At 64.0% G+C, this 20,756-nt stretch carries 21 protein-coding genes; 12 read left to right on the top strand and 9 right to left on the bottom strand.

Going from position 1 to position 20,756, the window contains the following annotated elements:
- Nucleotides 1-4: 4 nt before the first annotated feature.
- Complete coding sequence (locus AC07Y0_RS03335; RefSeq protein WP_498674504.1) at nucleotides 5-466, bottom strand: paraquat-inducible protein A; 462 nt, start codon at nucleotides 464-466, stop codon at nucleotides 5-7.
- 116 nt (nucleotides 467-582) lie between these two features.
- Here AC07Y0_RS03335 and AC07Y0_RS03330 point away from each other — a divergent pair, with 116 nt between their 5' ends.
- Nucleotides 583-870, top strand: a complete 288-nt coding sequence (locus AC07Y0_RS03330) for a GNAT family N-acetyltransferase (protein ID WP_498674502.1) — start codon at nucleotides 583-585, stop codon at nucleotides 868-870.
- Nucleotides 871-983: 113 nt separating this feature from the next.
- Here AC07Y0_RS03330 and AC07Y0_RS03325 read toward each other — a convergent pair whose 3' ends face one another.
- Entirely contained in the window at nucleotides 984-1,334 is a 351-nt protein-coding gene (locus tag AC07Y0_RS03325) for a flagellar export protein FliJ (RefSeq protein WP_498674500.1), read from the bottom strand.
- 445 nt (nucleotides 1,335-1,779) lie between these two features.
- Here AC07Y0_RS03325 and ctrA point away from each other — a divergent pair, with 445 nt between their 5' ends.
- The gene (ctrA, locus tag AC07Y0_RS03320) at nucleotides 1,780-2,481 is read left to right on the top strand and encodes a response regulator transcription factor CtrA (RefSeq protein WP_028736424.1); all 702 of its coding nucleotides are present in this window, start codon (nucleotides 1,780-1,782) and stop codon (nucleotides 2,479-2,481) included.
- 178 nt (nucleotides 2,482-2,659) lie between these two features.
- Here ctrA and AC07Y0_RS03315 read toward each other — a convergent pair whose 3' ends face one another.
- Both AC07Y0_RS03315 and chpT read right to left on the bottom strand, forming a co-directional pair.
- Entirely contained in the window at nucleotides 2,660-3,022 is a 363-nt protein-coding gene (locus AC07Y0_RS03315) for a response regulator (RefSeq protein WP_454746780.1), read from the bottom strand.
- A 180-nt stretch (nucleotides 3,023-3,202) separates the two neighbouring features.
- A complete protein-coding gene (gene chpT, locus AC07Y0_RS03310) occupies nucleotides 3,203-3,853 on the bottom strand; it encodes a histidine phosphotransferase ChpT (protein WP_498674498.1) in 651 nt (216 codons plus the stop codon).
- A 242-nt stretch (nucleotides 3,854-4,095) separates the two neighbouring features.
- Here chpT and AC07Y0_RS03305 point away from each other — a divergent pair, with 242 nt between their 5' ends.
- Together AC07Y0_RS03305 and AC07Y0_RS03300 are read left to right on the top strand one after the other, a co-directional pair.
- Complete coding sequence (locus tag AC07Y0_RS03305) at nucleotides 4,096-4,632, top strand: DUF1134 domain-containing protein (protein WP_498680167.1); 537 nt, start codon at nucleotides 4,096-4,098, stop codon at nucleotides 4,630-4,632.
- Nucleotides 4,633-4,782: 150 nt separating this feature from the next.
- Entirely contained in the window at nucleotides 4,783-5,973 is a 1,191-nt protein-coding gene (locus AC07Y0_RS03300) for a hypothetical protein (protein WP_498674497.1), read from the top strand.
- A 31-nt stretch (nucleotides 5,974-6,004) separates the two neighbouring features.
- Here AC07Y0_RS03300 and AC07Y0_RS03295 read toward each other — a convergent pair whose 3' ends face one another.
- Together AC07Y0_RS03295 and AC07Y0_RS03290 are read right to left on the bottom strand one after the other, a co-directional pair.
- On the bottom strand, nucleotides 6,005-6,841 hold the full coding sequence (locus tag AC07Y0_RS03295; protein WP_498674495.1) for a TrmH family RNA methyltransferase: 837 nt from the start codon (nucleotides 6,839-6,841) through the stop codon (nucleotides 6,005-6,007).
- A 14-nt stretch (nucleotides 6,842-6,855) separates the two neighbouring features.
- Nucleotides 6,856-7,242, bottom strand: coding sequence for a hypothetical protein (locus AC07Y0_RS03290; RefSeq protein WP_498674493.1), 387 nt, complete (start codon nucleotides 7,240-7,242; stop codon nucleotides 6,856-6,858).
- A gap of 179 nt (nucleotides 7,243-7,421) precedes the next feature.
- On the opposite strand from AC07Y0_RS03290, the gene AC07Y0_RS03285 reads away from it, so the two are divergent.
- Both AC07Y0_RS03285 and rpoH read left to right on the top strand, forming a co-directional pair.
- Nucleotides 7,422-8,447, top strand: a complete 1,026-nt coding sequence (locus AC07Y0_RS03285; protein ID WP_498674490.1) for an RluA family pseudouridine synthase — start codon at nucleotides 7,422-7,424, stop codon at nucleotides 8,445-8,447.
- A 171-nt stretch (nucleotides 8,448-8,618) separates the two neighbouring features.
- A complete protein-coding gene (gene rpoH, locus AC07Y0_RS03280) occupies nucleotides 8,619-9,521 on the top strand; it encodes an RNA polymerase sigma factor RpoH (RefSeq protein ID WP_498674487.1) in 903 nt (300 codons plus the stop codon).
- 94 nt (nucleotides 9,522-9,615) lie between these two features.
- Here rpoH and AC07Y0_RS03275 read toward each other — a convergent pair whose 3' ends face one another.
- Together AC07Y0_RS03275 and AC07Y0_RS03270 are read right to left on the bottom strand one after the other, a co-directional pair.
- On the bottom strand, nucleotides 9,616-12,012 hold the full coding sequence (locus AC07Y0_RS03275; RefSeq protein ID WP_498674485.1) for a hypothetical protein: 2,397 nt from the start codon (nucleotides 12,010-12,012) through the stop codon (nucleotides 9,616-9,618).
- 60 nt (nucleotides 12,013-12,072) lie between these two features.
- Entirely contained in the window at nucleotides 12,073-13,371 is a 1,299-nt protein-coding gene (locus tag AC07Y0_RS03270; RefSeq protein WP_498674483.1) for an adenylosuccinate synthase, read from the bottom strand.
- Nucleotides 13,372-13,569: 198 nt separating this feature from the next.
- On the opposite strand from AC07Y0_RS03270, the gene AC07Y0_RS03265 reads away from it, so the two are divergent.
- Complete coding sequence (locus AC07Y0_RS03265; protein ID WP_498674481.1) at nucleotides 13,570-14,460, top strand: DMT family transporter; 891 nt, start codon at nucleotides 13,570-13,572, stop codon at nucleotides 14,458-14,460.
- Between the two features lie 145 nt (nucleotides 14,461-14,605).
- Entirely contained in the window at nucleotides 14,606-15,403 is a 798-nt protein-coding gene (locus AC07Y0_RS03260; RefSeq protein ID WP_498674478.1) for a creatininase family protein, read from the top strand.
- On the opposite strand, the gene AC07Y0_RS03255 is transcribed toward AC07Y0_RS03260, so the two are convergent.
- Nucleotides 15,400-16,380: a LysR family transcriptional regulator gene (locus AC07Y0_RS03255; protein ID WP_498674476.1), complete on the bottom strand. Its 981-nt coding sequence runs from the start codon at nucleotides 16,378-16,380 to the stop codon at nucleotides 15,400-15,402. The two genes, AC07Y0_RS03260 and AC07Y0_RS03255, sit on opposite strands and share 4 nt — an antisense overlap.
- Nucleotides 16,381-16,564: 184 nt before the next feature.
- Here AC07Y0_RS03255 and AC07Y0_RS03250 point away from each other — a divergent pair, with 184 nt between their 5' ends.
- The 4 genes from AC07Y0_RS03250 to AC07Y0_RS03235 all read left to right on the top strand — a co-directional run bounded on the left by AC07Y0_RS03250 (nucleotide 16,565) and on the right by AC07Y0_RS03235 (nucleotide 20,756).
- Complete coding sequence (locus tag AC07Y0_RS03250) at nucleotides 16,565-17,578, top strand: ABC transporter substrate-binding protein (protein WP_498674474.1); 1,014 nt, start codon at nucleotides 16,565-16,567, stop codon at nucleotides 17,576-17,578.
- A gap of 174 nt (nucleotides 17,579-17,752) precedes the next feature.
- On the top strand, nucleotides 17,753-18,601 hold the full coding sequence (locus tag AC07Y0_RS03245) for an ABC transporter ATP-binding protein (protein WP_498674472.1): 849 nt from the start codon (nucleotides 17,753-17,755) through the stop codon (nucleotides 18,599-18,601).
- A 29-nt stretch (nucleotides 18,602-18,630) separates the two neighbouring features.
- Nucleotides 18,631-19,440, top strand: a complete 810-nt coding sequence (locus AC07Y0_RS03240; RefSeq protein ID WP_498680166.1) for an ABC transporter permease — start codon at nucleotides 18,631-18,633, stop codon at nucleotides 19,438-19,440.
- A complete protein-coding gene (locus AC07Y0_RS03235) occupies nucleotides 19,440-20,756 on the top strand; it encodes a cytosine deaminase (RefSeq protein WP_498674471.1) in 1,317 nt (438 codons plus the stop codon). The genes AC07Y0_RS03240 and AC07Y0_RS03235 overlap by 1 nt, the downstream gene beginning before the upstream one ends.

Below are 20,756 nucleotides of genomic sequence, written 5' to 3'. Positions count from 1 at the left end.
TTGTCTATTCTGCCCGCCCCTGCGTCTGCAGCAGATGGTGAAGCACGCCAGCCAGCAGCGATGACGCCGCGTAGAACCACAGCCCCGGCTGCGTGAAGGCCTCGGCCAGACCGCTGGACTTGGCCGCGAAGATGACGATCGCCACCAGCAACACGTCCATCATCGACCACTTCGACAGGAACGGCACGAGAGCATGCAGCAGTCCGCTGCGCGCACCGGCGCTCGCAGCGGTGAAGGCCTCCGCCCCAAGGCCGACCAGCTTGATCGCCGGAAAGGCGATCGACAGCAGGCCCACCAGCACGGCAAGCTCCGCATTGCCGTCCTGCCAGAGTGCGGCGACGATCTCGACCAAGGACGGATTCTCGGTGAAAAAGTAGAGCTTCTCGAAGCGTACCAGCGGAAGCACGATGCCGAGCGCCAGAAACATCGGGGCCAGCACCAGCATCGCCGCCTTCACCCAGATCATTCCCCATGCCCCTCGATCGAATCGCCACCGGGACGGCCGGCCGCGCACCCGGCCATCATTGCCGTGAAAAGCGACCGGTGTTAAGCCATCGGCATATCGATTTCGAAAGGACACCTATGAATATTGCAAGTGAGGAAGCCGGCTCGGGCGGCCGCTATGTCGGACGGTTCGTCGAAGGAGAGACGCCGGCGGCCATGACCTATTCTCGCGCTTCGCCGAGCCTGATCATCGTCGATCACACCGAAGTGCCCGAGAGCATGCGGGGCAAGGGTGCCGGCCAGGCGCTCGCGTTGTTTGCGATCGAGCAGGCGCGCAACGGCGGCTGGAAGATCATCCCGCTCTGCCCGTTCTTCCGCGCCCAGGCGCAACGTCACCCCGACTGGGCCGACGTCATCAAGTTCTGATTCTGTCCGGCCGGCGACCCGCCGCCCGGACAAGTTTCGACGAACGGGTCGACAGCGGTCGCGGATCTCTCCGCACCGCCACCGGCCGCGCCTTGTCTAGAACGCTCCGGGGCCTAGGCCCGGATACGCATCTGGCCGTCGCGCTCCTCGAGCGCCGCGGCCTTGGCATGTTCGGCCTCGGCTTCCTCGAGCAGAAGCTCGGCCGCTTCCTGCTGAACCTTCAGTTCGCGAATCGAAACCTGGAGATTGTCGGCCCGCTGCCGGGCCGCCTTGGCAAAGGTTGGATAGGCGAAATGGTTCGGATCGGTGATCCCGGACTTCTTCTCCTCGATGGCGATCTGGTTTTCCAGCTCCTTCGCCATCCGCTCGAACTCCGCCATCATTGACTGCAACTGCTGCAATTGCCGACGTTTTTCTGTGACCTGAAATCCTTTCAGGCGCACTAGGCTCTCACGCGACTTCATACGCAATACTCCCGTGATGCGAGACCCCCCGCCACACTTACTGACAAAATGCCAAGCCGCTTTTCCCGACGAATCATTCTCGAAAAAAAACGGCGGCGTTAACAAAAAGCTACCCCTGGTAACCTTTCGTTTACGGGCATCGTTAATGATAGGTGAGATCATTTAAGGGTCAGTAAATGCCACGGCCTTAAAAAGCCCATGACAATGATGAGTCAAATGAATCGGTTAGGGGGAAAATCTCATCTTCTGATTCAATTGTGGCGATGCCGGAAACAGATGAAAAATCAGGAGACTGGTATCTTTGTTTAATAAATTCGATACACCTTGCCAGAAGGAATCAGAATTTGTTAACCATTTGGTGGCAGCCTTCAAATCAGGCAACGACTGGATCCGTATCGCGTAGGGGGCCAAGTACGACCTTTCGGCGGCGGTAAAGGGGATAATTATGCGGGTTCTACTCATTGAAGACGATAGCGCCACGGCGCAGAGCATCGAACTGATGCTCAAATCGGAGAGTTTCAACGTCTACACGACCGACCTGGGCGAGGAAGGCGTGGATCTCGGAAAGCTCTACGACTACGATATCATTCTGCTCGACCTCAACCTCCCGGACATGTCCGGCTACGAAGTGCTGCGCACGCTGCGGCTTTCCAAGGTCAAGACGCCGATCCTCATCCTCTCCGGCATGGCCGGCATCGAGGACAAGGTTCGCGGTCTCGGCTTCGGCGCCGACGATTACATGACCAAGCCGTTCCACAAGGATGAACTGGTCGCGCGCATTCATGCCATCGTCCGCCGTTCCAAGGGCCATGCCCAGTCGATCATCACCACCGGCGAACTGATCGTGAACCTCGACGCCAAGACCGTCGAAGTCGGCGGCCAGCGGGTTCACCTGACCGGCAAGGAATACCAGATGCTGGAGCTGCTTTCGCTCCGCAAGGGTACCACGCTGACCAAGGAAATGTTCCTCAACCACCTTTATGGCGGCATGGACGAACCGGAACTGAAGATCATCGACGTCTTCATCTGCAAGCTCCGCAAGAAGCTCGCCAATGCCGCAGGCGGCGCCAACTACATCGAAACCGTCTGGGGCCGCGGCTATGTGCTGCGCGAGCCGGATGGCGCCGAATACATGGAAACTGCCTGACACCCCGCTTAGGCGCTTCCCCCGCGCTGCATTCGACCTGCCCCTCACCCGGGCAGGTTTTTTGTTTTTGTGTCCCCAGACACTCCCATCCCCACGCCGTCCCAGCGGCCGGCGCGAGGCAATGAAAAACGCCCCGGACGGGCGGGGCGTGGAGTTCAGTGCCGAATTTCGGGGGGTGTCAGGCGGCAATGGCCTTGTCGGTGAACATCTGGGTCAGGATCTTGCGATCGAACGGCTTCAGCAGGAAGTCGTTGGCGCCGGCCCGTTTGCCCGCCATCATCGTCTTCAGGTCGGCCTCGACCACGCAATAATAGATCAGCACGCTCTTGCCGTCCGGCAGCGCGCGAATGTTGGCGATGAGGTCCAGGGCGCCGTCCAGGCCGGCATCGACGATGATGATGTTCGGCAATTCCGTTTCGCTGCGCGTCAGGGCTTCGCGTGCGGTGCCTGCTTCGAGGACGAGAAAACCGATCTCCGACAGGATCTTCTTGCCGACCTTGCGGACCACATCAGAACTGTCCGCAATCATCAAACGCTGCATCGTGAACCCCCATGTCACTACCCTTCCCGTCATAGGAAGCGCGAAACCTGACTGCGACAATAAGCGCTTTCGACTAATGAAACGTTACCGCTTGCGATGCGCCGTGCACGCAAAACGAGAAGCACGCCGACGTGGCGTGCTTCTTCAAGGGGGTGCGATGGCAGTGGAAAGGCGAGCCCGTCAGGCCGCGGCAACGGTTTCCGCGGTGAAGACGATTTCGTCGTCCGTGGCGAAATACTTCAGCTCCATGCCGCATTCGTCAGCGAGCAGGACCGTGTAATAGGGCTGGATAGAATGGGCGTCGATCGCTTCCTCGATGGTGCCGCTGCAGATCTCGGCGAACTTCGGCGGCACCCGCATCATCCGCCCCTTGGCGGTCAGCTTGAACTTGGCCTCGTATTCCGGGTTCTCCAGCGTGATGTCGATCTGGCCGCCCCGCGGGATCGCGCCGTAGGCGACGAGGAAGAGGTTGAGCAGCAGCTTGACCCGGTTCTTCGCGATGATCGCGCGCGGACCGTTCCAGCTGACCTCGGTCTTCTTTTCCGCCGCAGCGAAGTCCTTGGCGGCCTTCTCGGCCTCGCCGGTGTCGATAGAGGCGCCGACCGAGCCCGACGCGCCGAAGGCAAGCCTGGCGAATTTCAGCCGGACCGAGGCGTTGAGCGCGCTGGTACGGATCAGGTCCATCGCGTCGGCGTCGGCACCGCCCTCGTCGAGCAGTTCGAGGCCGTTGTTGATCGCGCCAACTGGCGAAATCACGTCATGGCAGACGCGGCTGCACAACAGCGCCGCGAGGTCGGGACCGGCAAGGGTCAGATTCGGATTTTTCGGCATCGGTCGCTCCTGAAGATCGATCCCCACGGAAGGGCCGGATGCGCAATAGAGGGCGCCCGGTGTGGTCGGATTCCTTTCGGCCATAGTGACACCATATTTGGTAAACCGATTATTAATAGGATGCTCGCTAAATAGCTTTACCCGCATTGGACATGCCAATTGTGCCGATTACGGATGGAGGAGACCCCATGCGCCTTGTGACGACCCGCGATTTCGCCGCCTTCCGGATGTTTCTGGTGGCCATGTTTCTCTCCCTTGCCGGCTTCGGCCTGGCGACCGGGGAAGCGAAAGCCGAAGGCGAATACAGCATTCAGGAAATCGTCGATGCCGGCCACGGCTTCTTCGGTTCGACCAGCGGCGCGCTGGCCAAGGTGATCGAAGAGGCCTTCCAGCAGCACGGCCTGCCGAACGGCTATATCCTCGGCCAGGAAGGCTCCGGCGCCTTCGTCGCCGGCCTGACCTATGGCGAAGGCCAGCTCAACACCAAGAACGCCGGCCAGCACGACGTCTTCTGGCAGGGTCCCTCGCTCGGCATCGACTACGGCGGCAACGGCACGCGCGTGATGATGCTCGTCTACGACCTGCCGTCGGTCGACGGCCTCTTCGCCCGCTATGGCGGCGTCAGCGGATCGGCCTATGTGGTCGCCGGCGTCGGCATGACCGTGCTGAAGAGCCGCAATGTCGTCCTCGTGCCCATCCGCACCGGCCTCGGCGCCCGTCTCGGCGTCAATGTCGGCTATCTGAAGCTCACCCGCGCGCCGACCTGGAATCCCTTCTGAGCCGCACGTCGCAGGGTCCGCGCAAGCTCGCGCCGCTCTTCTCCTGGCGGCAAAAAGATTCATGATCCGCGAAAGCGCGCCGCTTGTCCTGACAGGCGGCGCATGTTTATTGATTGCGGAACTTCGAATAAACTCAGAAGTGGCTGACCCGTGATTGAATACGCCCTGCTTTTTGGATTGGGTTTCCTCGCCGCCGCCCTGCTCGTGATGCTGGTCGCACCGGCCATCCACAAGCGCATCGTGCTCTACACGGAGAACCGGCTCAAGGCCACGATGCCGCTCAGCCCGCAGGAAATTCGCGCGCAGAAGGACATGGTGCGCGCCGTCTACGCCGCCGAGAACGCCAGGACCGCCCAGGAACTGCTGCGCGAGCGCGAGGCCTCCATTGCGCTCAGGCTGGCCAACGAGACGCTTTCCAAAGATGCAAGCCACCTGGTCGCGGACAATCAGGACCTCAGGGCGCAGATCCACGACATGAGTGTCGAGGCCGCGGACTTCCGCTCGAAGATACGGCGCGCCGAGGTCGAAGCCGACAATCTCAAGGAGGCGCTGCGCCGCACGGAGGAGTCCGTCGTGGCCAAGGACCTCGACATCCAGGCGCTCGGCCGGCGCATCGAGCGCATCATGGCGGACGTCGACAATCTGAAGATCGAACGGACGACACGCGAGACCGAAATCGAGAACCTCAAGATGCGGGTCCAGGCCCTGCGCGACGAACGCGAGGAACTGCGCCGCGAGGCCAAGCTGGTGACCAAGCGGGCCAAGGACGCCGAAATCCGGCTTGCACAGGAGGAACACAAGCTGCTGCGGCTCGATGACCGCCTCGCCCGAGAAATGGCCGACAATGTCGACAAGGACGCTCTTCTCGAGCGCCGCGCCAAGGAAATCGCGCGCCTCAAGCAGGGCGTGAAATCAGCCAACAGCCAGGTGCGCGCCGCCGTCAAGTCGTTGCGGGCGGCCAATCTTCCCGTGCCGGATTTCAAGGAGATCGCCATCGCCGACGACGAGCCTGTCGCCGCGGCAGTCGCAACGACTGCGGTTGCCGGCGCCGGAGACCTGGAGGACGAACTGCGCCACCGCCACACCGCGCTGACCGAACGCCTGCTCAAGGCGAAGACGGCGACCAACGACAAGGCTTTGCGCGAAGAGATCGCCGACATCGCCGCCAAGATGGTCGTGCTCACCGCCGCCCGCGAGGGTGAAAAGTCGCCGATCCCGGAACTGCTGCGGGCCAAGTCGGCGAAGGGACCCGGCAAGGGGCTCACCTTGGCCGAACGCGTGCTGGCGATCGATCCGTCGCTGGCCGGCTCGGCTTCGCAGCAGGGACCGCTCGCCGAATAGAACTACACGCCTGCCCGGCGGCAAGCCCCGCCTATCCCTGCAGGCGCCCCATCGACTTCGCCAGGCTGTAGAGGGCAATGCCGCTTGCCGTTCCGACATTCAGGCTGTCGAGACCCGGCATCTGGGCGATCCGCGCCGTGTGGAAACGCTCAAGGATGGACTTGGGCAACCCCTCGCCTTCCGTCCCCATGACCAGCGCCATGCGTCGCGCCGGCGAAATCTCGCCGATCTCGGCCTCCCCGGCCGGAGAAAGCGCCCATATGGCAAATCCCGCCTCCGCAAGAGCGCCGAGCAGCGCCTCGCTGGAGCCGTCCCGCGCATAGGGCATTGTCAGCACCGAGCCCACCGACACACGCAGCGCCTTGCGGTAGAGCGGGTCGCAGCAGGTCTCGTCGAGCAGGACGGCGTCCGCGCCAAAGCCTGCGGCATTGCGAAACAGAGCACCGATATTGTCATGATTGGAAATGCCGCAGCCGACCAGCACCAGCGCGTCCTGCGGCAGGTTCGCGATCAATGCGCCCGTTTCGGCCGTGCCGTCGCGCCGGCCGAGCGCCAGCACGCCGCGATGGAGGTGAAAGCCGGCAATGGCATCGAGCACCGGCGCCTCGGCCACATAGACCGGCACCTCCGCGGGAAAGGCCGCCAGCAGTTCGGACACACCGTCAACCCGGTTGCGCAGCAGCAGCAGCTTCTCCGCCCGGATACCCCGCCCGGCCGCATGCGCAGCGGCGAGCATCCTGAGGACCACCGTGCCCTCGGCGATGAACCGGCCACCGCGACCGGTGAGGTCGCGCTCGCGGATCTGCGAGAACTCGGCGATCCGCGGATCGGCCGGGTCCTCGATGGCGATCAGCCCGCGTTCGCTCATCGACGGCGACGCGCTCAGTTGCCGGACACGGCGACGTCGGCGATGATGCGTCCGACGGAGAGATCATAGACCAGCGCCTTCCTGGCACCGTCGGCCGTCGTGCCGAAGAACAGGATCTGGTTGTTCGACAGGTCTGTCGACAGCACGGTGAAGCCGGCCGGCAGGTTGGCCGTCAGGTTCAGCGGCTGGTCGGCGGGAATGGCAAGGCCGGAGGAAGCCACCGGCGTCTCGCTGCCGTCCGGCCGGGTCACCTTGTAGACGATCGCCGCCAGCACGGCCATGAACATCAACAGCATGATGCCGCCGGAGACCAGTTGCAGCTTCACCATCTTCCGACGGACGTTCTCCATCGCCGGATCGAGCGGCTTTTCTTCCTGTTCGTCGGGTTCGACATGGGCCATGGCGGTCGTCTCTGTTCCTGAAGTCCGCAAGGTCTGGTCTTTTTCCCTGATGCGAACCATTGTTCAGGGAAAAACAGCCATGAAACATGGCTGACGATTGTCGAAGGCTGCAGTCTGTGCCAAGTGGCAGCGAAACCTATGAGCCGCAACGCCGGTGGTTCTACACGCGGGATGACAGAATGACAGACCCCTTTAACGAAGCCGAGCCGGCAAGAAAAGACCTGATTGCCGGGGAAGACGCCGAAGGGCGGCTCGATGCCTGGCTGGCGGCGGCACTTGAGGGCGAGTTCTCGCGCAATCGGGTCAAGGCGCTGATCGAACAGGGCGCGGTCACCATCAACGACGTGGCCGTCACCGAGCCGAAGCGCAAGGTGCGCCCCGGCGACCGGCTGTCGATCGTCCTGCCCGAGCCGGAGGATCCCGAACCGAAAGGCGAGGACATTCCGCTGGAAGTGCTCTACGAGGATGCCGACCTGATCGTCATTGCCAAGCCGCCGGGCCTTGTCGTCCATCCCGGCGCCGGCAACTGGACAGGAACGCTGGTCAATGCCCTCATCCACCATTGCGGCGACAGCCTGTCGGGCATCGGCGGCGTCAAGCGCCCCGGCATCGTCCACCGGCTCGACAAGGACACGTCCGGCGTCATGGTGGTCGCCAAGAACGACCTCGCCCATCGCCACCTTGCCGACCAGTTCGCCGACCATGGCCGCACAGGCCCTCTGGAGCGCGCCTATCAGGCGATCGTCTGGGGCCGTCCGCGCGGCCTCACCGGCACGATCGACGCCCCCTTGGGGCGTGCCGGCGACCGCACCAAGCGCACGGTCAAGAAGGAAGACACCGACGACGCGCGCGAGGCGATCACGCACTACCAGGTGCTCGAACGCTACGGTGAGAAGCCGGACGCGACCTGCATCGCCTCGCTGGTCGAATGCCGCCTGGAGACCGGCCGCACCCACCAGATCCGCGTGCACATGGCCCATATCGGCCACCCGCTGATCGGCGACCAGGACTATGGCGCGGCCTTCAAGACCAAGGCCAACCTGCTGCCCGAGCCCGCCCAGACGACGGTCAAGAACTTCCCGCGCCAGGCCCTGCACGCCTACCTGCTCGCCTTCGAACATCCGACCACCGGCGAGACCATGCATTTCACCGCGCCGATCCCGGCCGACATGCAGGAAATCATCGACGCGCTGCGATCGATCTGAAGGCTCCGCGAGGGTACCCGCCTCTCACGGCCTCGTGATACGAAGGCGCTCTTGTATCCGGGTTTTGCCACACTTATCTGTTAGCCGGGTTTCTGTGGGATTTTGGGAAATCCACGGAAATCAGGCTCGCCCACTCGCCACGGGGGGCCGAAACTTTTAAGGGGGTGCTCTATGGCCCGCAATAATTTGCCTTCCATTACCGCCGGCGAGGCCGGTCTCAATCGTTATCTCGACGAAATCCGCAAGTTCCCGATGCTGGAACCGCAGCAGGAATACATGCTCGCGAAACGCTACGCCGAGCATGGAGACCGCGACGCGGCCCACAAGCTCGTCACCAGCCACCTGCGCCTCGTCGCCAAGATCGCCATGGGTTATCGCGGCTACGGCCTGCCGATCGGCGAAGTCGTGTCCGAGGGCAATGTCGGCCTGATGCAGGCGGTCAAGAAATTTGACCCGGAACGCGGCTTCCGTCTGGCCACTTATGCCATGTGGTGGATCAAGGCATCGATCCAGGAATACATCCTGCGTTCGTGGTCGCTGGTGAAGATGGGCACGACCGCCAACCAGAAGCGGCTGTTCTTCAACCTGCGTCGCCTCAAGGGCAAGATCCAGGCGATCGAGGAAGGAGACCTCAAGCCCGACCAGGTCACCGAGATCGCCACCAAGCTGAAGGTCTCCGAAGAGGAAGTCGTGTCGATGAACCGGCGCCTGTCCGGCGACGCTTCGCTAAACGCACCGATCCGGGCCGCCGAAGGCGAGTCCGGTCAGTGGCAGGACTGGCTGGTCGATGACCATGAAAGCCAGGAAGCGGTGCTGATCGAACAGGACGAGCTCGAGACCCGCCGCCTCATGCTGGCCAGGGCGATGAGCGTGTTGAACGACCGCGAACGCCGCATCTTCCAGGCGCGCCGCCTGGCCGAAGACCCGGTGACGCTCGAAGATCTTTCCGCCGAGTTCGATATCAGCCGCGAACGCGTCCGCCAGATCGAGGTTCGCGCCTTCGAGAAGGTGCAGGAAGCCGTGCAGAAGGAAGCGCTGGAGCGCGCCTCGGCGCTTCGCGTCGTCGAGGCTTGAGCGCGCGGCGGTCAAGCGGTCTACATTGCCGACAAAGAAAAACCCGGGTCTCGCGATCCGGGTTTTTAATGGGTGAGCCAGTGACGGCGAAGGATCAGTTGCCCGGCTTGCCGAGCGCTGCCCATTCCTTGATGACCTGGTCGAACACCGCTTTGCCCGCCGCGCCCTTGTCGAGCGTCAGCAGGGCGCGCCGGCCGTTGCGATAGCTGATCGGCATGTCGATCCATCCGCGGGTCGACAGCAGGTCGAGGTTCGCCTTCATCACGTCTTCGAAATCGTTCAGCGCCACGAGATAGGTATCGTCCGTAACCTTGGCGGAGACGGCGACCAGCGGATCGCCGCGGTCCTGCTCGGTCCGCTTCATGGCGATGCGCTCCAGCTTGTCGATCGCACCGCCTTCGAAATCGGCCGGCAGGGAGAACACGACCTCGATCAGGTGGCTGGCGGGCAGCGAGCTGTCGGCGTTGCGCTTGATGGTGATCAGCGCCGTCAGCCCACGATCCGGAATGGTGATCTTGCCCTGGATCTCGGGATTGGGCTTGCCGTCCTCCCCGGTTTCGCGCAGCGCCGTCCAGGCCACCGTACCGGGCACGGCCGTCGGCGAAGTCTGGCCGAGGCGTTCCTCGTAGAGGAAGACCCGTTCGCCATTGGCGGCCGCAGCAATCGTATCGCCCGCAGCCGGGGTGGTCCCCGCCGGGGTCGTGCCCGCGGGCGTTGCCGCCTGCGGAAGACCGGCATTGGTGCCGACGGCCGGCTGATCTGTCGGATCGACGGTCGAGGCGACGTTCTGCTCGGCAACCGACTTGCCTTCGCTCGAAGGACCGCCCGGTGCCGTGGTGCCCACTCCTTCGTCGACCTCGGTGCCGTCCGGCATGAGGCGCTGGGTGAATTTCTGTCCGGTCACCGAACCGTCGTCCGGCGTGCCGTTGACCGGCGCATTGGTGTCGGCGGCGGGTGTCGGCTCACTCGTCGCGGTCTCGGCCGTCGGCGACGTCTCGGGCGTGGTCGGCTCTGTGACGGCCGGCGTCGAGGATCCGGTCAGGCTGCTGACGAACTGGGTGACCTGATCGCGATAGGTCCAGGCCGCGAAGCCGCCACCGGCGACCAGCGCGATGCCGAGGAGACCCAGGACGATCGGGGCATAGTTGCGGCCCTGCTTCGGTTCGATCCGATAGGCGCGCTGCTGCGATTCGGCGAGGAACGCATCGACGTCCTCGATGCCACGCGTCGGCTGGGCGGGAGCCGCGGCCACGGCCTCTGGCGGCACGCTCGTCGGCGCGACGGGGGGCGGTGCGGTTCCCGCGGCTTCCGCAGCGGGGGTCTTCGGCTTGTCGTATTCCGCAAACCAGTCGGAGAAATCGTCGGCAGCCGGCAGGTCGCGCGACTGGCTGTCAGACGCCGCAGCGACGGGCTCGGCATAGGCCGGGCTTTCCCAGTCGAGAAGGTCGAGCGAGGCCGGCACGGGCGGCTTGGATGTCGCAGCAACGTCCGTCGCAACCGGCGGCGTCCACTCCGAGGTCTCAGCCTGAGGCGCGGTTGCGGCAACCGACCAAGCCGGCGTCTCGGCCGGGATCTCCCAGGATTCGTAGGCCGGCGCCTGCGCCGGTTCCGCCGCGGCTTCCGCCTGCTGCGGCGCGCCCGTGGCCGGGCCAGCGCCGAAATCGGTCCCGCGCGGTGACATCCAGCCGTCATCGCTGGTGAGCGGCATTTCGACGAGGCGATTATAGGCCGGGACGGTCGGGGCAGGTTCGGCGGCAATCGTTTCGGCTTCGGCAATCTCCGCCTCGGCCTCGTCCGCCCTCACCCTCTCGCGATGCTCTTCCGGTTCCTCGTCCGCGACCGGTGCAGCATAGGCCTCTTCCGGCTCGACCTGTGGCGCGGCAGAGTGGTCGACGTCCACATAGACGGGTGCTGCGGGCACGGCCGGCTCCTCGGCCCATTGGACCGTTTCCTCGCGGGCGGGTTGCTCGACGAACGGCTCGGGCGCTGTGGCGGGCTCAGGCTCTGGCTCCTGCGCATAGACGTCTTCCGGCGCGGCCAGGGGCTCCGGTTCGGGTTCGGGTTGCGGCCGGTGTTCCGGCTCTGCCGGTTCGGCCCAGGGATCTTCCACTTCGTCGGCCGGCGTCTGGGTCCCGGCCTGCGGCGCGGCTTCGGCCACGGGCTGCGGTTCCTCGGCAGGAGCCTCGGAAACCGGCGGCTGTTCCTCGCGCCATTCTTCCTCGGCAGCCGCAGGCGTCATCGCCTCCTCGAAGGTGGCGGCGGCTTCCTCGTCCGGCAAGGCCTCGGCGTATTCCGCCTCGACCTCGAGGATGGCGGCATCCAGTTTTGCCAGCTGCCGCTGGAGCATCTGCTCCGGCGGGCGCGGATTCATGTTCTCCAGCTGCCGCAGGACGGCGCTGCGTGCCTTGTCATAGACCTTGGCACGCATCTCAGGTGTATTGTTCGACAGGCCGTCCACGGCACGCCGGATAACCGCTATGAAGTCAGCCATCAGCACTTTCTCGTTGGCACCGGCGCGCGCCGGCGGGCAAAAGCTTAACGAAATCCAAGCTTAGTCTTCAAATGGATCAGTCACAAGTATGGTGTCGTCGCGCTCCGGGCTGGTCGAAAGCAGCGCCACCGGCGCCCCGATCAGTTCTTCGACCTGGCGAACATACTTGATCGCCTGGGCCGGGAGATCGGCCCATTTGCGGGCGCCGACCGTCGATTCCTTCCAGCCTTCCAGCGTGATGTAGATCGGCTCGACACGGGCCTGCGCCGCCTGGGCGGCCGGCAGATGCTCGATTTCCTCGCCATCCAGCTTATAGCCAACGCAGATCTTCAGCTCTTCGAGACCGTCGAGAACGTCGAGCTTGGTCAGCGCGATGCCGGTGATGCCGTTGGTGGCGACCGACTGGCGCACAAGCGCGGCATCGAACCAGCCGCAGCGACGCTTGCGGCCCGTCACGGTGCCGAATTCATGGCCCTTCTCGCCGAGGAACTGGCCGATCTCGTCGGTCAGTTCGGTCGGGAACGGGCCTTCGCCGACGCGAGTCGTGTAGGCCTTGGTGATGCCGAGAATATAGCCCAGCGCGCCCGGGCCCATGCCCGAACCGGCCGAAGCCTGGCCGGCGACAGTGTTCGACGAGGTGACGAAGGGATAGGTGCCGTGGTCGATGTCGAGCAGCGAGCCCTGGGCGCCTTCGAACAGGATGCGCGACCCCTTGCGGCGTTCCTTGTCCAGCATCAGCCAGACGGTGTCGCGGAAGGGCAGCACGCGATCGGCGACGGAGGTCAGTTCCTCCATGATCGTCTTGTGCTCCACTTCGGGCGCGCCGAAGCCGCGACGAAGGGCATTGTGATGCGTGAGAATGCGCTCGACCTTGCCTTCCAGCGCTTCAATGTCGGCGAGGTCCATCAGGCGAATCGCGCGACGGCCGACCTTGTCTTCATAGGCCGGGCCGATGCCGCGGCGGGTGGTGCCGATCTTGGTGCCGCTGTTGGTCGCCGCATCCTCGCGCATGCCGTCGAGTTCGCGATGCAGCGACAGAATCAGCGTCGCGTTGTCGGCGATTCGCAGGTTGTCCGGGGTGACCGTCACGCCCTGCGCCTTCAGCCGCTCGATTTCGGCCAGCAGCGCATGCGGATCGACGACGACGCCGTTGCCGATCACGGCCTTCTTGCCCGGGCGCACGACGCCGGAGGGCAGCAGGGAGAGCTTGTAGCTGATGCCGTCGATCACCAGTGTATGGCCCGCGTTGTGGCCGCCCTGGAACCGGACGACGATATCCGCCCGCTCGGAGAGCCAGTCGACGATCTTGCCCTTGCCCTCGTCTCCCCACTGCGAACCCACAACCACGACATTCGTCATTTCGAAATCCTGTCTATCGCGCAAACGCTCTGCGCCTTATCCAAACCCGCGCATCTATACTGTGTTGTTTTTATGAAATCGACCCGTTTATGAGAGGAGAATCGGCTTTTTGCGTGACAATGCACGGCCCCTCGCCTATCCCATGCGGCAAATCAACGCCTCCTCGCGCCCATCTTCCCAACCCTTCGGTGAAATCCATTGCTTCTCAGAGCCTATTTCTTTCTGACTGTCGCAACGCTTTTCTGGGGTGGAAATACCGTGGTCGGCAAGCTCGCCGTCGGTCATGTGAGCCCGATGGTGCTGAATTTCTCCCGCTGGACGATCGCACTGATCATCATCTGCGCCATCTCGGTTCCGCAACTGAAGAAGGACTGGCCGGCGCTCAGGCGCAACTGGCTGCTGATGCTCGCCTTCGGCGCGATCGGCTATACGGCGTTCAACGGCTTCCTCTATACGGCGCTCAAATACACCAGCGCCGTCAACGGTGCGATCGAGCAGGGCGGCATTCCGGTGCTGATCTTCATCCTCAACTTCCTGCTGTTTCGCATTCCGGTCTCGGCGATCCAGATCGTCGGCTTCGCCATCAGCTTCGTCGGCGTGGCGCTGACGGCGACCCGCGGCGACATCGAGGTGCTCCTTTCGCTGTCGATGAACTTCGGCGACGCGCTGCTTCTGCTCGCCGTCGTCGCCTATGCGGTCTATACCATCGCGCTGCGCTGGCGCCCGCCGATCCACTGGAAGAGCATGATGGCCGGCTCGGCCCTCGGCGCCTCGCTCTCCGCCATCCCGCTGGTCGCCTGGGAAGAGACCAACGGCAACCTGATCCTGCCCGACCTGATCGGCTGGGGCATCATCGCCTATGCCGCGCTCCTGCCCTCGCTGATCTCGCAGGTCTTCTACATCATGGGCGTGGAAGGCATCGGCGCCAACCGGGCCGGCCTTTTCATCAATCTCGTTCCGGTGTTCGGCACGCTGCTGTCGCTCGCCCTGCTCGGCGAGGCGCTCCAGCCGCTGCATCTGATCGCGCTGGCGCTGGTGCTCGGCGGCATCGCCATCGCCGAATGGGGAAAGCCGAAGCTGGCGAGCTGAGACGGCGGCCAAGCCGCGACCCCGCGCCCGCTCCATCTCGCCACATCGCGCGCTTTAAGGCAGCGCCCTGCACGCATTATGATGCTTTTCCAAGCCCGCAATATTGCCTACTCCATTGGCTGACGCTCATATGAGGGAAACAGCCATGGCCAAGCCATTCTTCTGGAACGAACTGAACACCGCCGACTTCGCCGGGCTTTCCCCCGAAACGACCATCGCCATCCTGCCGATCGCCTCGACCGAACAGCACGGCCCCCATCTACCGATCGCCACCGACGTGGCGATTGCCAACGGCATGCTGGCGGAACTGAAGAACCAGCGCCCCGACGACCTCGACTTCCTCGTGCTCCCGACCCAGGAGATCGGCAAGGCCAATGAACACATCTACGGCCCAGGCACCCTGTCCTTCGGCCCCGAGATCCTGATCCCCGCCTGGACGGCGATCGGCAGCAAGGTCGCAGAGGCAGGCATCCGCAAGATGGTCATCGTCAACTCGCATGGCGGCAATGTCGACGTGATGAGCATCGTCGCGCGCGAATTGCGCGTGCGCCACCAGATGGCCGTCGTCTCTACCCAGTGGGGCCGCTTCGGCAATCCGGACGGCATGATCTCGGAACACGAGACCCGATACGGCATCCATGGCGGCGAGGTCGAAACCTCGCTGATGCTCTATTTCCGCCCCGACCTGGTGCGCATGGACAAGGCCGAGAACTTTGTCTCGCGCGCGGAGGAGATGAAGGCGAACTCGAAATACCTGACGCCGCTGCCGCCGCATTCGCTCGCCTGGATCGCCCACGACCTCAATCCGAACGGCGTGGTCGGCGATGCTTCCAAGGGCACGGCGGAAAAGGGCGAACAGATCTGCAAGCACCAGGTGAAGGGTTTCGTCGAGCTGCTGCGCGACCTCACCCGCTACCCCCTGTCGAACCTTTACACGCGTTAGTCCTCGTCACGGACGGCAGAGGCCCGTTCGCCCGGCTTTTCGCTCGGCGGGATATGGCCCTTGCCCTGCAGCTCGAGGACCAGGACCAGCAGTTCCTGCATCAGGTATTCGACGAACAGGCTGGTCGCCGCATCGAGCGGCGCCCGCGCCCGGGCAAAGAGTTTCATCGGCTGGTGACGCAATTGCCCTTCGAGCAGCGGCCGGAACATCAGTTCGCCGGCACGACACTCGCTGATCACGTCGAGCGGGTTGAGCAGCGTCAGGCCGGCCCCGCATTTGACCAGTTGCTTCATCAGCTCGGACGAATTGGTCTCCAGCACCGGCTCGACCGGCAGCGGCACCGGCGCCAGCGCGAGGTCGATGATGTTGCGCAGGCTGGTACCGGATTGCGCGAGCACCAGTTTTTCCTGCACCACGTCGACGAGGTCGATCGGCCCGGCCTCATGCGACAGCGGATGGCCGGGCGGCAGCACGACGCCGACCGGCACGTCGAAATTGGCAAGCGTCCGGATGCCGGGGGTGGCGGGAATGTTGAAGCCAAGGCCGATATCGACCTCGCCGGTCAGCACCGGATTGATGGTCGTCGAACCGCCGTCATTGCGCAATTGGATGCGGACCCGCGGATGCGCTTCGAGGAACCGGGCCAGGATCAGCGGCAGTGGCCCGGAGGCCAGACCGACCGTCGTCACCAGCGTGACCTTGCCGGCCTGCGGCATTTTCAGGCCGCGAATGCGGGATTCGAGCTTTTCATAATTCTTCAGCACGTCGCGGATGTGTTCGACGCAAAGCTCGCCGGCCGCCGTCAGCCGAAGGCCGCGCGGCAACCGCTCGAACAGCGGCGCGCCGAGTTCCTCCTCGAGCGCGAGGATCTGACGGTTGACCGCCGAGGAGGCGACGTTGAGCCGGGCCGCGGCCTTGCGGATCGAGCCGCAGCGGACGATCTCGTTGATGTACTGGAGTTTTCTGGAATGCAGCACGGGTCACCATTGCATAAAATTTGTTCAACAAGCATTATTTGTGCATCGACCTTCGATATGATGCAAAAAAGGCATCAATGCGGACGAATTTTGATGCTTTTCAAAGCGCAAGGCAACCGCTCAAATGAAGGAAATGGAGCCCCATGGCGGAGCTCCAGACCATGGACAGGGGAACCCGATCGATATGCGCGACACTCTCAGCAAGACCACCTTCCTCGCCCTTCTCGGGCTCGGGACGGCGCTTTCGGCTTCGCAGGCCTATGCTCTTGATGAAGTCAGCTACGGCACCAACTGGCTGGCCCAGGCGGAACACGGCGGCTTCTACCAGGCGGTCGCCGACGGCACCTATGAGAAGCATGGCCTCAAGGTCACCATCGTCCAGGGCGGCCCGAACGCCGCCAACCGCGCGCTCCTGATCGCCGGCAAGGTCGATTTCTACATGGGCAGCCCGCTCGGCGAGATGGACGCCGTGAAGGAAGGCATCCCGCTGGTCGACGTCGCCGCAATCTTCCAGAAGGACCCGCAGGTCCTGCTCGCCCATCCCGACCAGGGCGTGGAAAAGTTCGCCGACCTCGCCAAGCTCGAATCGATCTTCATGGGCAAGGACGGCTACGTCACCTATTTCGAGTGGATGAAGAAGAACTACGAAGGCTTCAAGGACGAGCAGTACAAGCCCTACACCTTCAACCCGGCCCCCTTCATCGCCGACGCGAAGTCTGCCCAGCAGGGCTACCTGACCTCGGAACCCTACGAAATCGAGAAGCAGGCCGGCTGGGCGCCGAAGGTCTTCCTGCTCGCCGACAACGGCTACAATCCCTATTCGACGATGATCACCACCACCGCCACCATGGTCGAGACCAAGTCCGACGTGGTCCAGCGCTTCGTCGATGCCTCGCTCGAAGGCTGGTACAACTACCTCTACGGCGACAACAAGGCCGCCAACGACCTCATCAAGAAGGACAATCCGGAAATGACGGATGGCCAGATCGAATACTCGATCGCCAAGATGAAGGAATACGGCATCCTCGAATCCGGCGAAGCGCTGGACAAGGGCATCGGCTGCATGACCGAAGCGCGCTACAAGGAGTTCTTCGACGACATGGTTTCGATCGGCGTCCAGCCTGCCGATCTCGACTACACCAAGGCCTTCACCACCAAATACGTCTGCAAGGGTGTCGGCATGGCGCTGAAGAAGTGACGCGGGGCCCCTCTCCCCAGCGGGGAAAAGGGGCGAACTGATGCGAGGCGATGAGGGGGAGGCCGGAGGCCTTGCTGACGCCCCCCTCATCCGGTCCTTCGGACCACCTTCTCCCCGATGGGGAGAAGCGGGAATGCGCCGATCCCGACCAACAAGAAGCAATCAAGGCCCGCAATGACATCTCCAGACGCCGAGACGGCAACCTCCTCCGCCCAGAACGGCGCATCGCCGGCCGATACGCGGCGGCGCCCGCTCGTCGTCATGGATCAGGTGACGAAGATGTTCTCGAGCGGCACCGTGGCGCTCTCCGACATGTCGCTCACCGTCAACGGCGGCGAGTTCGTCAGCCTGCTTGGCCCGTCGGGCTGCGGCAAGTCGACGGCGCTCCGGATCATCGCCGGGCTCGGCGACGTCTCGAGCGGCACGATCGACTGGCCGAGCTCGCGCATCAATTCCAAGGGCCTGCCGGAAGGCGACATTTCCTTCGTCTTCCAGGAGCCGACGCTGATGCCGTGGCAGACGGTGTTCGGCAATGTTCACCTGCCGCTCAAGCTCAAGGGCATTTCCAAGGCCGCCGCCCGCGACGAGATCATGGCGACGCTGGCGACCGTCGGCCTCAAGGATTTCGCCGACGCCTATCCGCGCGAGCTCTCAGGCGGCATGAAGATGCGTGTCTCGATCGCCCGCGCGCTGGTCACCAAGCCGAAGCTGCTCTTGATGGACGAGCCCTTCGCAGCACTCGACGAAATCACCCGGCAGAAGCTCAACGACGACGTGCTGCGGCTGTGGAAGGAGACCGGCATCACGGTCATCTTCGTCACCCATTCCGTCTTCGAGAGCGCCTATCTCTCCAGCCGCATCGTCGTGATGAAGGCGAGGCCCGGCCGGGTGCACGCCGACTTCCCGCTGCACACCAGCCTCGAACGCGACGCGCATTACCGAACCTCGGAAGAATATCGCCAGGCCTGCGAGACCGTATCGGAGACCCTGCTGGAAGCCATGGGCGGAGAGGACGCACACTGATGACCACGAGCCCCCACTCCCCCGCTGCCATGAAGCCTGCAATGCCGTCGCGGACCCGCGAGACGCTGCTGAAGATCTTCGTGCCGATCCTTGTCGTCTTCACCCTCCTGGCGCTGTGGCACATCGGCGTGACAGTCTCCGGCGTGCCGCAATACATCCTGCCGAGCCCGCTTGCCGCGGCGACCGCGCTGGTCAAGGACTGGGGCACGCTTTCGCCGGCCCTCTGGGTGACCACCAAGATCACGCTCGCCTCATTGGCGCTGGCGCTGATCGGTGGTGTCGGCATTGCCGTCTTCCTCGTCCAGTCGCGGTGGATCGAACTGGCCTTCTATCCGATCACCGTCATTTTGCAGGTGACCCCGATCGTCGCCGTCGCCCCGCTCATCCTCATCTACGCGCCGTCCACCCAGGTGGCACTGCTGATCTGCGCCTTCCTCGTCGCCTTCTTCCCGATCCTCTCCAACATGGTGCAGGGCCTGAAGAGCGTTGACCACAACCTGTTGAACCTCTTTGACCTCTACGGCGCCTCGCGGCTGCAGACCCTGCTTTACCTGAAGCTGCCGGCATCGCTGCCCTATTTCATGACGGGCCTCCGGATCGGCGGCGGCCTTGCCCTGATCGCGGCCGTGGTCGCCGAATTTGCCGCGGGCTCGGCCGGCGCCGGTTCCGGCCTCGCCTTCCGCCTGCTGGAAGCGCAATACCGCCTGAACATTCCCCGGCTCTTCGCCGCCCTCTTCCTGCTGTCCTGCCTCGGCGTGATGATCTTCGCCGTCACCTCGTTCATTTCCTGGCTGGCCCTGCACCGCTGGCACGAAAGCAGCCTCAAGAGAGAAAACTGATGCCGTTTCCCGCCTTTTCCCTGCCCGCCGCCGACCGCTACGTCCTGACGAACGCCACTCTGCCGGCAGTGACCGTCGACGGCTTCGCCGGACCCGCCGGGCGCGAGGGCCTGATCGGCGCGGATATCGTCATCGCAAACGGCAAGATCGAAGCCCTCCTGCCGGCTGGCACCGCCCCCCACGACCTGCCGGCGGCCGATCTCGACGGCGGCATGGCCTGGCCGCGCTTCGCCGACATGCACACCCATCTCGACAAGGGCCATATCTGGGACCGCCGCCCCAACCCGACCGGCGATTTCTCCGGCGCGCTCGATGCGGTCCGCACCGACCGGGAGAGCTGCTGGTCGGCCGCCGACGTGCGCACCCGCATGGAATTCTCGCTGAAGACGGCCTATGCCCACGGAACGGGCCTCATCCGCACCCATCTCGACAGCCTGCCGCCGCAGCATCGCATTTCCTTCGAGGTCTTCTCCGAGATGCGCGACGCCTGGAAGGACAGGATCGCGCTTCAGGCCGTCGCCCTCTTCCCGCTGGACATGATCACCGACGAGGCATTCTTTCGCGACCTGACCGACGTGGTGGCGAGCCATGGCGGACTGCTCGGCGGCGTGACCTATCTGATGCCCAACCTCGAAGCCCATCTCGACAAGCTGTTCCGCACGGCCTCCGAACGCGGCCTCGACATCGACCTGCATGTCGACGAGACCCAGGACCACGAAGTCCTGACCCTGAAGACCATCGCCGAGGCGAAGATCCGCAACGGCTTTGAAGGTGCCGTCACCGTCGGCCATTGCTGCTCGCTCGCCCGCCAGAACGACGAGCTTGCCAAGGCGACGATCGATGTCGTGGCAAAGGCCGGGCTCTCTGTCGTCTCGCTGCCGATGTGCAACATGTACCTGCAGGACCGGGCACCGAACCGCACCCCGCGCTATCGCGGCGTGACCCTGTTTCATGAACTGGCCGAGGCCGGCATCCCGACCGCGATCTCCTCCGACAACACCCGCGACCCGTTCTACGCCTATGGCGACCTCGACCCGGTCGAAGTGTTCCGCGAGGGCGTGCGCATCCTGCACCTCGACCATCCGCTTGACGAGGCTGCGCGCGTCGTCACCCGCTCGCCGGCCGACATCCTCGGCCGGGCCGACCACGGGCGCATCGCCGCTGGCCTCCCGGCCGACCTCGTGCTGTTCTCGGCGCGGCGCTGGAGCGAATTCCTTTCCCGTCCGCAGGCTGACCGCATCGTTGTGCGGAATGGCAAGGGCATCGACCGTAGCCTGCCGGATTATCGTGACCTGGACCCGCTGATGAAAGACTGA

The sequence above is a fragment of the Allorhizobium sp. GW101-3B10 genome (assembly GCF_059424725.1).
This window is presented reverse-complemented; position numbering and strand designations above follow the sequence as displayed.

Bases quoted from the DNA above. Each gene is read 5' to 3' on its own strand.
- AC07Y0_RS03305 (WP_498680167.1), top strand. From the start codon at position 4,096: ATGTTTCTCTCCCTTGCCGGCTTCGGCCTGGCGACCGGGGAAGCGAAA.
- AC07Y0_RS03295 (WP_498674495.1), bottom strand. From the start codon at position 6,841: ATGAGCGAACGCGGGCTGATCGCCATCGAGGACCCGGCCGATCCGCGG.
- AC07Y0_RS03335 (WP_498674504.1), bottom strand. From the start codon at position 466: ATGATCTGGGTGAAGGCGGCGATGCTGGTGCTGGCCCCGATGTTTCTG.
- AC07Y0_RS03275 (WP_498674485.1), bottom strand. From the start codon at position 12,012: ATGGCTGACTTCATAGCGGTTATCCGGCGTGCCGTGGACGGCCTGTCG.
- rpoH (WP_498674487.1), top strand. From the start codon at position 8,619: ATGGCCCGCAATAATTTGCCTTCCATTACCGCCGGCGAGGCCGGTCTC.
- AC07Y0_RS03260 (WP_498674478.1), top strand. From the start codon at position 14,606: ATGGCCAAGCCATTCTTCTGGAACGAACTGAACACCGCCGACTTCGCC.
- AC07Y0_RS03245 (WP_498674472.1), top strand. From the start codon at position 17,753: ATGACATCTCCAGACGCCGAGACGGCAACCTCCTCCGCCCAGAACGGC.
- chpT (WP_498674498.1), bottom strand. From the start codon at position 3,853: ATGCCGAAAAATCCGAATCTGACCCTTGCCGGTCCCGACCTCGCGGCG.
- AC07Y0_RS03235 (WP_498674471.1), top strand. From the start codon at position 19,440: ATGCCGTTTCCCGCCTTTTCCCTGCCCGCCGCCGACCGCTACGTCCTG.
- AC07Y0_RS03290 (WP_498674493.1), bottom strand. From the start codon at position 7,242: ATGGCCCATGTCGAACCCGACGAACAGGAAGAAAAGCCGCTCGATCCG.
- ctrA (WP_028736424.1), top strand. From the start codon at position 1,780: ATGCGGGTTCTACTCATTGAAGACGATAGCGCCACGGCGCAGAGCATC.
- AC07Y0_RS03330 (WP_498674502.1), top strand. From the start codon at position 583: ATGAATATTGCAAGTGAGGAAGCCGGCTCGGGCGGCCGCTATGTCGGA.
- AC07Y0_RS03325 (WP_498674500.1), bottom strand. From the start codon at position 1,334: ATGAAGTCGCGTGAGAGCCTAGTGCGCCTGAAAGGATTTCAGGTCACA.
- AC07Y0_RS03285 (WP_498674490.1), top strand. From the start codon at position 7,422: ATGACAGACCCCTTTAACGAAGCCGAGCCGGCAAGAAAAGACCTGATT.
- AC07Y0_RS03270 (WP_498674483.1), bottom strand. From the start codon at position 13,371: ATGACGAATGTCGTGGTTGTGGGTTCGCAGTGGGGAGACGAGGGCAAG.
- AC07Y0_RS03315 (WP_454746780.1), bottom strand. From the start codon at position 3,022: ATGCAGCGTTTGATGATTGCGGACAGTTCTGATGTGGTCCGCAAGGTC.
- AC07Y0_RS03250 (WP_498674474.1), top strand. From the start codon at position 16,565: ATGCGCGACACTCTCAGCAAGACCACCTTCCTCGCCCTTCTCGGGCTC.
- AC07Y0_RS03240 (WP_498680166.1), top strand. From the start codon at position 18,631: ATGAAGCCTGCAATGCCGTCGCGGACCCGCGAGACGCTGCTGAAGATC.